This is a genomic window from Nocardia sp. FDAARGOS_372 (assembly GCF_002554515.1).
GTDB lineage: Bacteria > Actinomycetota > Actinomycetes > Mycobacteriales > Mycobacteriaceae > Nocardia > Nocardia farcinica.
In genome coordinates, this window is record NZ_PDDW01000001.1 from 1,597,183 (window position 1) to 1,610,830 (window position 13,648).

Annotated in this window: 16 protein-coding genes and 1 pseudogene; 7 read left to right on the forward strand and 10 right to left on the reverse strand. The window is 71.7% G+C overall.

Annotated features, from left to right (window positions below):
- Positions 1-13: 13 nt before the first annotated feature.
- Complete coding sequence (locus CRM89_RS07995; protein ID WP_098083629.1) at positions 14-442, forward strand: low affinity iron permease family protein; 429 nt, start codon at positions 14-16, stop codon at positions 440-442.
- 24 nt (positions 443-466) lie between these two features.
- Here the strand turns inward: CRM89_RS07995 and CRM89_RS08000 are convergent, their stop codons facing one another.
- Positions 467-1,306 carry a glucose 1-dehydrogenase gene (locus tag CRM89_RS08000; protein ID WP_011209531.1) on the reverse strand — a complete coding sequence of 280 codons (840 nt, stop codon included), beginning with the start codon at positions 1,304-1,306 and terminating at the stop codon, positions 467-469.
- 87 nt (positions 1,307-1,393) lie between these two features.
- A complete protein-coding gene (locus CRM89_RS08005; RefSeq protein WP_098083630.1) occupies positions 1,394-1,903 on the reverse strand; it encodes a DUF664 domain-containing protein in 510 nt (169 codons plus the stop codon).
- 124 nt (positions 1,904-2,027) lie between these two features.
- Between CRM89_RS08005 and CRM89_RS08010 the strand changes: the two genes are divergently transcribed.
- A complete protein-coding gene (locus CRM89_RS08010) occupies positions 2,028-2,450 on the forward strand; it encodes a hypothetical protein (RefSeq protein ID WP_011209533.1) in 423 nt (140 codons plus the stop codon).
- 32 nt (positions 2,451-2,482) lie between these two features.
- Here the strand turns inward: CRM89_RS08010 and CRM89_RS30845 are convergent, their stop codons facing one another.
- A complete protein-coding gene (locus CRM89_RS30845) occupies positions 2,483-2,644 on the reverse strand; it encodes a hypothetical protein (protein WP_170986750.1) in 162 nt (53 codons plus the stop codon).
- Between the two features lie 228 nt (positions 2,645-2,872).
- Between CRM89_RS30845 and CRM89_RS08015 the strand changes: the two genes are divergently transcribed.
- Complete coding sequence (locus CRM89_RS08015; RefSeq protein WP_098083631.1) at positions 2,873-3,682, forward strand: DUF72 domain-containing protein; 810 nt, start codon at positions 2,873-2,875, stop codon at positions 3,680-3,682.
- A gap of 115 nt (positions 3,683-3,797) precedes the next feature.
- Positions 3,798-3,968 (forward strand): annotated as a pseudogene (locus CRM89_RS31600) (dethiobiotin synthetase); the annotation flags it as partial.
- Here the strand turns inward: CRM89_RS31600 and CRM89_RS31605 are convergent.
- Positions 3,900-4,043, reverse strand: a complete 144-nt coding sequence (locus tag CRM89_RS31605; RefSeq protein WP_253805083.1) for a hypothetical protein — start codon at positions 4,041-4,043, stop codon at positions 3,900-3,902. The pseudogene CRM89_RS31600 and the gene CRM89_RS31605 sit on opposite strands and share 69 nt — an antisense overlap.
- 7 nt (positions 4,044-4,050) lie before the next feature.
- On the opposite strand from CRM89_RS31605, the gene CRM89_RS31610 reads away from it, so the two are divergent.
- Both CRM89_RS31610 and CRM89_RS08025 read left to right on the forward strand, forming a co-directional pair.
- On the forward strand, positions 4,051-4,344 hold the full coding sequence (locus CRM89_RS31610) for a hypothetical protein (protein WP_253805084.1): 294 nt from the start codon (positions 4,051-4,053) through the stop codon (positions 4,342-4,344).
- Positions 4,345-4,561: 217 nt separating this feature from the next.
- Positions 4,562-5,170 (forward strand): nucleoside deaminase, encoded by a 609-nt coding sequence (locus CRM89_RS08025; RefSeq protein ID WP_216641963.1) that lies wholly within the window; start codon positions 4,562-4,564, stop codon positions 5,168-5,170.
- A gap of 36 nt (positions 5,171-5,206) precedes the next feature.
- On the opposite strand, the gene CRM89_RS08030 is transcribed toward CRM89_RS08025, so the two are convergent.
- Positions 5,207-7,129 carry an acetolactate synthase large subunit gene (locus CRM89_RS08030; RefSeq protein WP_228792081.1) on the reverse strand — a complete coding sequence of 641 codons (1,923 nt, stop codon included), beginning with the start codon at positions 7,127-7,129 and terminating at the stop codon, positions 5,207-5,209.
- Between the two features lie 285 nt (positions 7,130-7,414).
- On the opposite strand from CRM89_RS08030, the gene CRM89_RS08035 reads away from it, so the two are divergent.
- On the forward strand, positions 7,415-8,197 hold the full coding sequence (locus tag CRM89_RS08035; protein WP_060590913.1) for an SGNH/GDSL hydrolase family protein: 783 nt from the start codon (positions 7,415-7,417) through the stop codon (positions 8,195-8,197).
- A gap of 9 nt (positions 8,198-8,206) precedes the next feature.
- On the opposite strand, the gene CRM89_RS08040 is transcribed toward CRM89_RS08035, so the two are convergent.
- From CRM89_RS08040 to CRM89_RS08060, 5 genes are all read right to left on the reverse strand, one after another.
- Complete coding sequence (locus tag CRM89_RS08040; RefSeq protein WP_041560169.1) at positions 8,207-8,560, reverse strand: hypothetical protein; 354 nt, start codon at positions 8,558-8,560, stop codon at positions 8,207-8,209.
- A gap of 73 nt (positions 8,561-8,633) precedes the next feature.
- Positions 8,634-9,728 carry a PDR/VanB family oxidoreductase gene (locus CRM89_RS08045; protein ID WP_098083633.1) on the reverse strand — a complete coding sequence of 365 codons (1,095 nt, stop codon included), beginning with the start codon at positions 9,726-9,728 and terminating at the stop codon, positions 8,634-8,636.
- A complete protein-coding gene (locus CRM89_RS08050) occupies positions 9,725-10,627 on the reverse strand; it encodes a metal-dependent hydrolase (RefSeq protein WP_098083634.1) in 903 nt (300 codons plus the stop codon). The genes CRM89_RS08045 and CRM89_RS08050 overlap by 4 nt, the downstream gene beginning before the upstream one ends.
- Positions 10,628-10,729: 102 nt before the next feature.
- Complete coding sequence (locus tag CRM89_RS08055; RefSeq protein ID WP_098083635.1) at positions 10,730-11,770, reverse strand: LLM class flavin-dependent oxidoreductase; 1,041 nt, start codon at positions 11,768-11,770, stop codon at positions 10,730-10,732.
- Positions 11,771-11,869: 99 nt separating this feature from the next.
- Positions 11,870-13,387, reverse strand: a complete 1,518-nt coding sequence (locus CRM89_RS08060) for an acyl-CoA synthetase (protein WP_098083636.1) — start codon at positions 13,385-13,387, stop codon at positions 11,870-11,872.
- Between the last annotated feature and the right edge of the window lie 261 nt (positions 13,388-13,648).

Sequence of the window (13,648 nt, forward strand, 5' to 3'; positions counted from 1 at the left end):
GAGGTACCAGCTCATGAGTGTGCGTTACGGTCACGACTCCGGGGCCCGGTCGGCGCAGATGCCGTCCGACATCAGCGATCACCTGTCGATCTTCGATCGATTCGCCACCGCCACCAGCAATGTGGCCTCGCGCGCGGGCTTCTTCGTCTTCTGCGTCCTGCTCGTCATCGTGTGGGCGCCCAGCTTCCTGGTGCTGCCCAGCATCGACACCTGGCAGCTGGTCATCAACACCGCCACCACCATCATCACGTTCCTGCTGGTGGCCCTGCTCCAGAACACCGAGCGCCGCGCCGACGCGGCCGTCCAGCAGAAGCTCAACGCCATCGCCGATGCGCTGGCCGGGCTGCTGTCGGAGATGAGCAACGAGTACCCCGAACTCGACCGCCGCCGCGCGGAACTGCGCGACGCGGTCGGCCTCGAGCAGCGCGAGAGCGCGAACTGAGGCCGACCTGGTGACGGGGTCGACCTACAGGATCGGCCTGCCGCCGGTCACGGCGAGCCGCGCGCCGGAGATGTAGCTGCCGTCGTCGGAGGCGAGCAACACATAGGCCGCGGCCAGCTCGGCGGGCTGGCCTGCCCGGCCCAGCGGGGTGTCGTCGCCGAACTTCGACACCTTCTCCGTCGGCATGGTCGACGGAATCAGCGGCGTCCAGATCGGGCCGGGCGCAACGCTGTTCACCCGGATGCCGCGGTCACCGAGCAGCTGGGCGAGACTGGCGGAGAAGTTCGCGATCGCGGCCTTGGTCGCGGCGTAGGGCGCCAGCGTCGGCGAGGGCATGTCGGAGTTCACCGAAGAACTGCCGATGATCGACGAACCCGGCGGCATATGCGGCAGCGCGGCCTTCACCAGGTAGAAGTAGGCACCGACGTTCAGCTTGAAGGTGTAGTCGAACTCCTCGTCGGAAATCTCCTCCAGCGTCTCGTGCGTCATCTGATAGGCGGCATTGCTGACCAGCACGTCGATCTTGCCGAACTCCGTCGCCGCCCGCTCCACCACCGTGCGGCAGTGCGTCGGATCGGCGAGATCCCCGGCCACCAGGATCGCCTTGCGGCCCGCGTCCTCCACCAACTGCGCCACCTGCTTGGCGTCGTCGTGCTCGTTCAGGTACGAGATGAGCACGTCGGCGCCCTCGCGGGCGAACGCGATCGCCACCGCCCGCCCGATGCCGCTGTCGGCGCCGGTGATCACGGCCGACTTGCCGGTCAGCTTGCCGGATCCGCGGTAGCTGTCCTCCCCGCAGTCCGGCACCGGGTTCATCGCCGCCTGCACACCGGGAACGTCCTGCTGCTGTTCGGGAAAGCCCATTGCGTCCTACCTCCTCCGCCACACGCGGTCGTCGCCGAAACGCTGTCTGCACCGACGACTACCGCGAAACGCCGGGGGCAAACCGGCTCACCCCGCGCGCTCGACCACACCCCGCAGATAGGCGGCCTGCCCGGCGTGCTGCAGGTCGTCGCCGAGCACGCTCACCAACCGCACACCGAGGGTCACCGGCGGATCCCAGCTGGTGTCGACCACCCGATCCAGCTCCTCGTCGGCCAGGCCGCGCACGAACGCCAGCGACCGTTCCTGCACCGCGTCGTAATAGCCGGCCAGCAACTCGGCGCTCACCCGCACCTGCCCGACCTCCTCCGGTGACTGCCCGTACCCGGTCTCCCGCGGGTCGAACGGCAAGGCGAACCGCTCGTGCCAGCCCTGCTCGATCCAGACCTGGTCACGCCCGGCCACCTCCGACACGTGATCGTCCTGCACCCGGGTCAGATGCCACACCAGCCATGCGATCGTGTTCGCGCGCCCGTCGACCCGGAAGCTCAGCGCGGGCTCGTCGAGCCCGTCGACCGCCTCGTGCACCACCTCCCCGATCCGCGTGAACGCATCGGCCAGCACCTCGCTACTGCGCATCGCAGTCACTCCTTCGTCGTCGGGTATGCGGCTGTGCTGCGAACCTACCCGCGGACCGCGCGGCGACACCGCACCGCAACAGGCGCGCCATCGATCGGCAACCGCGCTCTGGTGAGGTCGCGGGATGTTCGAATCGTGTTGCACCCCATACGACGTCGCCCACCTGCTGCGGGCACGCTACGGACTGCCCGTCCGCCTCGACGCCCATCGGCCGACCGTGGTCTGCGACGCCCGCATCACCGCGCTGGACGTGCCCGCGCCGCTGGCCGCCCGCGTCCTCGACGCCCTCCCCGACCGGCCGGCGCCGGTGATCACGAATCCGCGCGGAACGGTCTGGACGTTCCTCGTCCACCGGACCGGGCCGGTGGACCACGAGCGGCGCCGACGCCTGCGCCGACGCGGCGTCGCGCTGCGCGCGCCGGGCCGACGGGTGCTCCTGCCCGTCGGCGACGGCGGCTTCGGCTGGGCCTGCGAACCCGAACCCGGCCCGCTGCGCCTACCGGGCCGCGCGACGGTCCTGGACACGCTCGACCGCATCGACCCGTGAGAACGCTGCGCTACCGCCTCCGGGCGCACCACTCAGGCGCCGTGCTTGCGGCGCCGGACTTCCTCGGCGATGAGGCGCAGGCACGTGTCGTGCTCGGTCTCGCCGGGGTGGCGCTCGCGCCGCAGCCGCAACATGGCCTGCGGCAAATCGATGCCCAGCTCACTCGACAGCCGCACGGCATCGACCTTCGGCATTGTGATCCTCCACGAACTTCTGTGATTCCGAACAGCAACCGTCCTCTTCGTACCCGACCCGAACCATCGTCAACCCTTCAACTACATCTCGATCGCATGACGGTGATTCCGCACCCGGGCGGCAGGAGCGAGGTGAGTCTACGACCCACCGTCCCCGCGCCCGCACCGGACCGGTGGCGAACCGCCCGCGTCCCACCGAGGACCGGCCGCGACTGCGACCATGGAGGCATGGGCGAGATCCGGATCGGGACATCGGGCTGGCGGTATCCACCGTGGCGGGGCGTGTTCTACCCGCCGGGCCTGCCGCACCGGCGGGAGTTGGCGTACCTCGCCGAGCAGCTGACCAGCGTGGAGATCAACGGGTCGTTCTACTCGCTACAGCGACCGTCGAGCTATCTGAACTGGGCGGCGCAGACACCGCCCGGCTTCGTCTTCGCCGTCAAGGGCAGCAGATTCATCACGCACATGAAGCGGCTGCGCGACGGCGACGAGTCCCTGGCCAACTTCCTCGCCTCCGGCGTCCTCGCCCTCGGCCCCAAACTCGGGCCCATCCTCTGGCAGCTGCCGCCCACGTTCCGCTACGACCCCGACGTGCTGGCCGCGTTCTTCGACCGGCTGCCGCGCACCACCGCGCGGGCCGCCGAGATCGCCGCGGGGCACGACCACCGCGTCCGGGAGCCGCACATCACCGTCGACGCCGACCGGCCGATCCGGCACGCGCTCGAGATCCGGCACCCGAGCTTCCTGACACCGGAGTTCACCGACCTGCTGCGCGCCAACGACATCGCCCTGGTGATCGCCGACGCGGCCGGCAAGTACCCGCTGATCGAGGAGGTCACCACCGATTTCGTCTACATCCGCCTGCACGGGCACGACGAGCTCTACGTCAGCGGGTACACCGACGAGGGACTGGACATGTGGGCGAGCAAGATTCGGCAGTGGGCGCGCACCGGCGACGTGTACGTGTACTTCGACAACGACGCCAAGGTGATGGCGCCCCGGGACGCCCTCGCGCTGCGGGAAAGGGTCGACCGATGAGCTCGCGCGTGCTCATCACGCATCCTTGCACTCGATGCAACGGTGCCGCGACTGCCGTTCCGGCGCGGCCGGATTCGCTTCACCGCACCCGGCCGACACCGACGCGGCGGTCGCGATGATCGAGCGCCCATCGACCCGGCGGCCCGTCCAGGTCGCCGTCTGCGGACCACGGGACTGCTCCGCCACCGAGGCCGCCGACGCCCGCGAGATCGGCCGCCTACTCGCCCGCGCGGGCGCCGTGGTGCTGTGCGGCGGCGGCACCGGCGTGATGGCCGCGGTCGCCGACGGGGCCGCCGCCGCGGGCGGACTCGTCATCGGCGTGCGCCCCGACGCCGACCGCACCGCCGCCTGCCCCGGCCACGCGGTCGATGGTTGCTACGGGCTGCGGCATCGACGACCGCGGCCTGTCCGCGGTGCTGTACACCGACATGGGCGAGGCCCGCAACGCCATCCTGGTCCGCTCGGCCGACGCGGTCGTCGTGGTCGGCGGCTCCTGGGGCACGCTCTCCGAACTGGCCCTCGCCCACCACCGCGGCGACATCCCCGTCGTCTCCCTGCACGGCTGGCGACTCCTCGATGCCGACGGCCACCCACTCGACACGGGCCACATCGCCCACTCCCCCGCCGAGGCAGTCGAGCTGGCCCTCGCGAACCTCGGCTGAGCCGGGCCCCGGCCGTCCCTGCTGCTTTTCCGAGTCGGCTCCGAAGGTGACATTGCGTCGAGACGGAAGGGAAATACATGTTCAGATCGCAATATCTCCATAGCGGCACCACATACCACGACATGCCGGAGACGTGCGCCAGTAACCGCTCTGCAACCGAATTCGCCTAGGTTTCCGGTCAGGGCCACCGGCCCGCCGACGAGAAGGGATCACCGCCGTGGACGTGACGCGCATGCCGCGCTCCTACGGAGCCACCCTCCCCCAATGGGTGTTCGACGAGCTGGCCGACTCCCCCGCCGTCCTGCCCACGGACGCCGAGCGCATGGCCCTGGTGCACCGGCTGGCCGCGCGCAACCCGCGCGAGGGGGCGGGCGGGCCGTTCGCGGCGCTGGTCGTGGATTCCCGCAGCGGCGAGGTGGTGTCGGCGGGGGTGAATCTGGTGCTGTCGAGCGGACTCTCGGTCGCGCACGCCGAGGTCACCGCGCTGTCGCTGGCCCAGACCCGGGTCCGCGCCTGGGATCTCGGCGCCGCGGACGCACCCCAGCGCGAACTCGTGGTGAACTGGCGGCCGTGCGCGCAGTGCTACGGCGCGGTGCTGTGGTCCGGGGTGAAGCGGCTCGTGGTGGCCGGCGAGGGCCCGGAAGTGGAGCAGCTCACCGGCTTCGACGAGGGCCCGATGCGCGAGGACTGGGCCGCACAGCTGCGCCGCCGCGGCATCGAGGTGGTGGTGGGGGTGCTGCGCGAGCAGGCGCTCGACGTGTTCGCCGAATTCGGCCGGCTGGCGGTCGAGCGCGGCCTCACCGTCTACAACGCGCGCGGCGGCTGAGCCTCTCCCCCGGAGCTGCCTCCTCGAGGGCCCGCCTCACCCGCGCGCGGGCGCCTGCGGTGGGCCGGGATCCTCGCTGTCGTCGAACAGCGGGCGCAGGTCACGGGCCGCCATGATCAGGTCGTTGCCCGCGCCGGCCTCGATCATCGGCCACACCTGCGCGTCCGCGCCGACGACGAAATCGATGACGACCGGCCGGTCCCGCACGGCACGGGCCGCCGCGATCACCGCGTCCACGTCGGCCTCGCGCTCGCACCGCAGGCCCACGCACCCCAATGCCTCGGCCAGCAGCGCGAAGTCGGGCACCCGCCGGGAGTGGGTGGCCAGCTCGCTCTGGGAGTACCGCTCGTCGTAGAACAGGTGCTGCCACTGCCGGATCATGCCGAGATGACCGTTGTCGATCACCGCGACCTTGATCGGGATGCCCTCGATCGCGGCGGTCGCCAGTTCCTGATTGGTCATCTGGAAGCAGCCGTCGCCGTCGATGGCCCAGACCTCCGCCTCCGGCCTGCCGAGCTTGGCGCCGAGCGCGGCGGGGACGGCGTAGCCCATCGTGCCCATGCCACCGGAATTGAGCCAGCTGCGCGGTTTCTCGAACTCCAGGAACTGGGCCGCCCACATCTGGTGCTGCCCGACGCCCGCGCAGTAGACCGCCTCCGGCCCGGCCGCGCGGCCCAGCGCACGGATGACGTGCTGCGGGGCCAGCGCTCCGTCGGCGGGCCGGTCGAAGCCCAGCGGGTAGGTGCGCCGCAGCCGGTCCAGTTCGGCCCACCACGCGGTCAGGTCCGGGCGCGGCACGTCGGGCAGTGCCGCCAGCAGCGCGGCGAGGACGGCGTCGCAGTCGCCGACGATGGGCACCTCCGCATGCCGGATCTTGCCGATCTCGGCCGGGTCGATGTCGGCGTGCACCACAGCGGCGTGCGGGGCGAAGGAGGCCGGGTCTCCGGTCACCCGGTCGTCGAAGCGGGCGCCGAGCGCGATGACCAGGTCGCTCTTCTGCAGCGCGCCCACCGCCGCGACGGTGCCGTGCATGCCGGGCATGCCGAGATGCTGCCGGTGGCTGTCCGGGAACGCGCCCCTGGCCATCAGCGTGGTGACGACGGGGATGCCGGTCGCCTCGGCGAAGGCGCGCAGCCGCCTGCTCGCGTTCGCTTTGATCACACCGCCGCCGACGTAGAGCACCGGTGCCTGCGCGCGGGCGATCAGGGCCAGCGCGGCGCGGATCTGGCGGGCGTTCGGTTCGGTCACCGGCCGATAGCCGGGCAGGTCGAGCCGGGGCGGCCAGGTGAAGAGGGTGGTGGCGCGCAGCACGTCCTTGGGGATGTCGACGAGCACCGCGCCGGGGCGGCCGGACGCCGCCAGGTGGAAGGCCTCGGCGAGCACCCGCGGGATGTCGGCGGCATGGGTGACGAGCGCGGTGTGCTTGGTGATCGGCGCGACGATACCGGTGATGTCGGCTTCCTGGAAGGCGTCGGTGCCCATCATCGGCAACGGCACCTGGCCGGTGATGGCCACGACCGGCACCGAGTCGGCGTGGGCGTCGGCCAGCGGCGTCACCAGGTTGGTGGCGCCGGGGCCCGAGGTGGCCAGGCAGACGCCGACGCGGCCGGTGGCCTGGGCGTAGCCGGTGGCGGCGTGGCCCGCGCCCTGTTCGTGGCGCACCAGCACGTGCCGGATCCGGCGCGAGTCCAGCAGCGGATCGTAGACCGGCAGGATCGCGCCGCCGGGGATGCCGAAGACGACCTCGACACCGAGTTCTTCGAGCGAGCGCACCACGGCCTGCGCGCCGGTCAGCCGTTCGGTGCGGGGCGGGGAAACCGGCGGCGGGCAGGGTGTTTCGGGGCGGGCGGACGGCGGGGCGGCGGGGGTCACGGGAATCTCCTTCTGATGCGCCGCGGACACGGCGGATCCTCGGGGGCGCGCGGCGGCGGCCGGTCGTCGGCAACGACCGGCGGGCAGGCCGGAACGCCGAGGGCGGACTGCCGATTCCGGGCGCACACACCGGCATGTTCCGGCGGGTCTCTCCGCCGTGGGTGTGTCGCGGGACATCGGCGTGCCGGTCCGGATTCCCGTGGTGAGGACGGACCGTCGCACGCGGCCTGATGCGGCTCGCGTCGTCGCCGATCCTAACGGGCGCCGGGCGCGTGCGTCATCCGGGTTTTCCCGCGCTGCGTCGTGTCGGCGGCACTCCTACGATGGTGATGCCTCGACGATGCCCCCGCATCGCTGACCCAGGAGTCGACCGTGGACCCGAGACCCGAACCGCGCTACACCCGTTTCGTCGCCCTCGGCGACAGTCAGACCGAAGGCATCGGCGACCCGGACGGCGCGGGCGGCCATCGCGGCTGGGCGGACCGCTTCGCCGAGTTCGTGGCCGCCGCCACCCCCGGGCTGCGCTACGCCAATCTCGCGATCCGTGGCCGCCGGGCCGGGCAGATCCGCGCCGAGCAGCTGGATGCCGCGGTGGCGCTGCGGCCGGACCTGGTGAGTGTGATGGCCGGGATGAACGACGTCATCCGGCCGCGGTTCGACCGCCGGGCCCTGCTCGCGGACCTGGCGGCGATGCTCGGGGCGCTACGGGCGACCGGCGCGCACGTGGTGACCTTCACCTACCCCGACATCGGCGCCATCGCACCGTTCGTGCGGCCGATCTCGCCGCGGGTGCGGCAGCTGAACGCGGACATGCGCGTGCTGGCGGCGCGGTTCGGCGCGACGCTGGTGGATTTCGAGCCGGTACCGGCGACCACGCATCCGGCGGTGTGGTCGGCCGACCGGCTGCATCTGAGCCCGGTCGGTCACGACCTGGTGGCGCGCGCGGTCGCGGACGTGCTCGGCGTGCCGGGCGCCGACGCGCGGTGGCGCGAGCCGCTGCCGCCGCTGCGTCGCGATCTGGCCGCCGCGCTCACCGCCGAGCTGCGCTGGACCACCCAGCACATGCTGCCGTGGGTGGCGCGGCGGGTGCGCGGGGTGTCCTCGGGCGCCGGGATCGAGGCCAAGCGTCCCGAGTTGCTGCCGCTGACCCGGTGAACTCTCCGGTCAGGAGGTCCAGAGCACCGCGACGAGCACGTTGACGATCGCGAGACCGCCCGCGGCGTGGGTCATCCACGGAACGTCCTTGCCCTTCTTGGCATCGGCACGGCCGATCTCGGCGAAGGCGGCCACCGCGAGCGCGATGATCAGCTTGACGCCGATCTTGGTCATGTTCGGGTCCTTGCCGAGCGAGTCGATCGACTCGGCCATACCGACGAGGATCACGCCGGTGACGATCTGGGCGCGCGCGCCCCACACCATCACCTCGTTCACCTTCGGCTGTCCGGCGGCGTACCCGCCGATGACCGCGGCCAGGCCGAGGAAGTGCGTGACGACGACGAGGTTGTAGACGACATCCATGGGACCCGACACTAGTTGATCACCCGCGCCTCTACTACGTTCTGTAGTGAATTCGTCGGAAACCGCGCGACGGCTACAGGTCCAGCACCAGACGTCCACCGTCGCAGCGGGATACGCAGGGCAGCAGCACGCCCGCGGCCCGCTCGTCGGGCCCGAGCACGCTGTCGCGATGATCGGCCACGCCGTCGAGCACACGGACCTTGCAGGTGCGGCAGAAGCCCTGCCTGCACGAGTAGGGGTGATCGGGGCGGGCCGCCAGCACGGCGCTCAGCGCGGTCTGGTCGGCGGCGACGCGCAGCACCTCCCCGGTGGCGGCCAGTTCGATCTCGAAGGGCCGTCCGTCCACGACCGGTGCGGGCGTGAACCGCTCGGAGTGCAGTTCGACCCCGCGCATCCCGCGGACGGCGGCGGCGACGGTGTCGGTCATCGGGACGGGGCCGCAGCAGTAGACGGCGGTGCCGATGGAGACCCCGGCGAGCAGGGCGGCCGCGTCGGGCAGGCCGTGCTCGTCGTCGGTGCGGACGGTGACCCGGTCGCCGAAGGTCTCGAGCTCGTCGAGGAAGGGGATGGTGTCGCGGCTGCGGCCGACGTAGACCATCGACCAGTCCACCCCGAGCCGATGCGCCAGGCGCGCCATCGGCAGGATCGGCGTGATGCCGATCCCGCCCGCCACGAAGTGCAGATGGATGGCCGGGGAGCCGTGGCCGGGGACGGCGAACGGGAAGGCGTTGCGCGGGCCGCGGATCATCACGGGGGTGCCGGTCGGGAGCGCGTCGTGGACCTCCACGGATCCGCCGCCGCCGTCGGGGATGCGGCGCACCGCGATCCGGTAGGCGCGGGTGTCGGCGGGGTCGCCACACAGCGAGTACTGCCGGATCCGCCCGGAGGGCAGTTCCAGATCGAGGTGGGCGCCGGCGCGCCAGGCCGGCAGGTCGCGCCCGTCGGGCGCTTCCAGGCGCAGGCTCACCACGTCCTGGTCGCGGGCTTCGACGCGGCGTTCGGTCACCACCAGCGCGAGCCGCCGATCGTCGACGGTCGAGACCGGGAGGCGGCGGTGCACCAGGCCCGCCCACCGCATCCGCAGCCCGGCGAGGGCGTCGAACACCCGCAGGGCCCGGTCCCGCTCGCGTCGCCCGTACAGGTCGGCGGGCAGGTCGACGGCGGTCACGAGGCGGCCGCGCGGGCGGCGGGCGAGGTGGCGAGGTACGCGACGGCCTGCGCGGTCGATCCGACCGATTCGGGGTGGTAGCCGGGTTGCAGCGTGGACAGAGCGCTTCGCAGCAGCGCGGGCACGCCGGGGAGCGCGCCGCGCCACATCGCGCCGAAGACACGGGGCAGCAGCCGGGGGTAGCCGAGGTCGGGCAACGTGGCGTCCTGGGCGACCAGGAACTTGGTGCCGCGCAGCACCAGCGCCAGGAAGATCGGGAAGACCAGCAGCATCAGCGTCGAGCGGCGCAGGTAGCCGACCTCGAAGTACTCGGCCACGTCGTGCGCCACGTGCCGGTGCTCGACCTCCTCGGCGCCGTGCCAGCGGAACAGATCGGCCACTCGCGGGTCGGCGTCGAACTTCTCCAGGTCGGCGTTGAGCACCCAGTCGCCCAGGAAGGCGAAGAAGTGTTCCAGGCAGGCGATCACCGCGAGCCGTTCGATCATCATCTGCCGTCCGGCGGTTCCGCCGGTTTCGGCGGGCCACAACGTCTTCCGGAACAGGTGCGCGGCCTGCCGCACGTACGGCTCCGGATCGATGCCGTGCACGGCGAGCACCTCGTGCAGCACCTTGTCGTGGGTCTCGGCGTGCATCGATTCCTGGCCGATGAAGCCGAGCATCGCCTCGCGCAGCTTCTCGTCCCGCACCAGCGGCAGCGCCTCGGTGTAGGCGGCGCAGAACATCCGCTCGCCCTCGGGCAGCAGCAGGTTGAGCGCGTTGATCAGATGCGAGGCGATCGGCTCGGCGGGCATCCAGTGCAGCGGCGTGTCCGTCCATTCGAAGCGGACGTTGCGCGCGTGCAGGGCGACCTCGCCCGGATCGGTCTCCGGCCGCCGGCGAGCTCTGCGAAGTAGCTTCATCGGTACTCCTCGAACCTGGTCCGTCCCCGCGGCGGCCCGGCACGGCCGCGACGGTGTCAGGCCGAGCATACACATATATGAGACAACCGGTAACAGGAACTTCTATCCGGCGTGGGCGGGCGTGCGTACGGTCCAGCCCAGCGCGGGTGCGACGAGCTCGACGGTGTCGTGCAGGATCTGCTCGTAATCGCGGCGGTGGAATTCGTAGGGCAGTTCCAGGCGCAGTTCGGTCGTCAGTGCGAGGACCGGGTCGGCGGCGAGCCGGTCGACGATCTCGGCGGCCGTGCCGACCAGGTCGGGCGCGAAGAGGACCCGCCGTTCGCCCTGCGGGGCGAGGGTGCGCTCGTGCCTGCTCTGCGCATAGCGGCGATACCGGTCGCGGGTGGCACGGTCGGCGCCGTCGAGCGGGACGATCACCCGGCCCACCGCGACCCGCCCCGGGCGCCCGGGTGCCAGGTGGCGGCGGTACTCGGCGATCAGATCCCGCTGCGTGGTGGTGAAGTCGTCGCTGCGCTCCCCGATGACGACATTGCCGGTGAGCAGGTTCAGCCCGGCCGCCCCCGCCCACCGCACCGAGCGCAGGCTGCCGCCGCCGTACCAGAGCCGGTCGCGCAGCCCCGGACTGTAGGGCTGGAGCCGGGGGCGCTGGATGTTGCCCGGGGAATGGATGACGGTGTCCGGGCCGCCGAGATACTCCCCGCGCAGGTTGTCCATCAGCCGCTCGATGCGGCCGTAGGACAGATCGAAGGTGCGCCAGTCACCGTCGAAGACCCGGTCGCCGAGGAGTTCGGCGTGCGGCGGCACGCCGGCGCTGAACCCCGGGTGCAGCCGCCCGCCCGCGAGCACGTCGGCCATCGACAGATCCTCGGCGAGCCGGAACGGGCTCTCGTAGCCGATCGGGATCACCGCCGCACCCAGCTCCACCCGGCTGGTGCGCTGCGCGGCCGCGGCCAGGAACACCGCCGCCGACCCGACGCCGTGCTCGAGGTGGCGCTGCCGGATCCAGGCGCCGTCGACGCCGAGCGCCTCGCCCAACTCGAACAGCCGCAGCGTGTCCGCCAGCCCGACGGCGGGATCGTCGTCGGGGTAGTTGCCCGGCGTCAAGAACGACAGGGTGTCGATGCGCGGGCCCGCGGTGGTCATGGATCGGCGCCCCTCTCCCGGCGACTGTACGTGCCCCCATCGAAGCGCGACCGGCGCCGCCGGGCCAGTATTGCGCTCGGCGCGAGCGCAATCCGCGCGCTAGCCCGCCCGCAGTTCGCGTTTGAGCAGCTTGCCGCTCTGGTTGCGGGGCAGGCTCTCGGCGAAGCGGACGATCTTGGGCACCTTGAACGGAGCGAGCCGCTGCTTGACGTGGTCGATGAGTTCCTCGGCGGAAGCCGTGGCGTTCTCCCGCAGCACCACCACGGCGGTGACGGCCTCGATCCACTTCTCGTCCGGGGTGCCGATCACCGCCACCTCGGCCACCGCCTCGTGGGTGTAGAGGGCGTCTTCCACCTCGCGGGAGGCCACCAGAATGCCACCGGTGTTGATCACGTCCTTGATGCGGTCCACCACCGTGATGTATCCCTGCGCGTCGCGAGTGACCAGGTCGCCGGAGTGGAACCAGCCGTCGCCGAACGCCTCCGCGGTCGCCTCGGGGTTGTCCCAGTAGCCCAGGCACAGCTGCGGGGACCGGTAGAGCACCTCGCCGGGCTCGCCGTCGGGCACGTCGTTGCCCTCGGCGTCGACCACCCGCAACTCCACGAACAGCACCGGCCGCCCACACGAGGAGGGCCGCTCGGCGTGTTCCTCCGGGCGCAACACCGTGGCCAGCGGGCCGATCTCGGACTGGCCGAAGCAGTTGTAGAACCCGAGGTCGGGGAAGCGTTCGCGCAGCCGGTTGAGCACCGTCACCGGCATGATCGAGGCGCCGTACTGCGCCTTGCGCAGCGAGGACAGATCGCGGGTGTCCAGATCCGGATGGTTGGCCAGCGGCACCCACACCGTCGGCGCGAGGAACAGCGAGCCGATCCGCTCCTCCTCGATGCGGCGCAGGATCTCCGGAATGTCCGGCGCGGGCAGCAGACTGATGGTCGCGCCCACCGCCAGGTAAGGCAGCATGAACACGTGCATGCCCGCCGAGTGGTAGAGCGGCATGCAGATCAGCGGCCGGTCCTCGGCGGTCAGGTCCAGGGCCACGATCGCGGAGGTGTACTCGTGCACCAGGGCGCGGTGGGTCATCATGGCGCCCTTGGGTTTCGACGTGGTGCCCGAGGTGTAGAGCAACTGCACCAGATGGTCGTCGGCCACCGCGACGTCGAGGTCGGGCACCGGCCCGGTGGTGGCCGCCTCGATCAGCGAACCGTCGGCGTCGCGCAGCGGCAGCACCCGCTCGGCGGGCACCTGATCCAGCACCGCGTCGAGGTTGCCCCGCAGGGCGGGGTCGACCAGGACCGCGCGGGCACCGGACTGGCCGAGCAGATAAGCCAGTTCGTCGCCGCGCAGCGCGTAGTTGATCGGCACGTGCACCAGTCCGGCGCGGGCGGCGGCCAGGTATCCGACCACGTAGGCGGCGGAGTTGGTGCCGTAGGCCGCGACCCGGTCTCCCGAGGCGAGACCGAGGTCGAGCAGCCGTGCCGCCGCCCGTGTGACGGCGTCGTCGAGTTCTCGATAGGTCAGTGCCTCGGCGCCGAAGCGCAGGGCGATGCGGTCGGGGACGCGGGCGGCGCTGCGGTGCAGGACGCCGTCGACGGTGGCGGCGCGCGGATCGGGACTCATGCAGGCATCGTGACCCGAATTCGGGTCGATGTCCAGCGCCGGAAATTCGGTGGCGTCGCCCGTCCGGTCGTTGTTACGGTGGCCGGCACGGCGCCCCGCGCCTCCCGACGACCCGCTGGAAAGGACTGATTCATGACCCGGCCCGCGCCGAGAGCGCCTCACCGCGTGGTCTCGGATCGTTTCCCGATCACCCCGACCACCGTCGACATCCCCTAGCGTCTGCGAGGCGCGCTCGGCCTGCTCCTGCTGTCCAACCCCTTC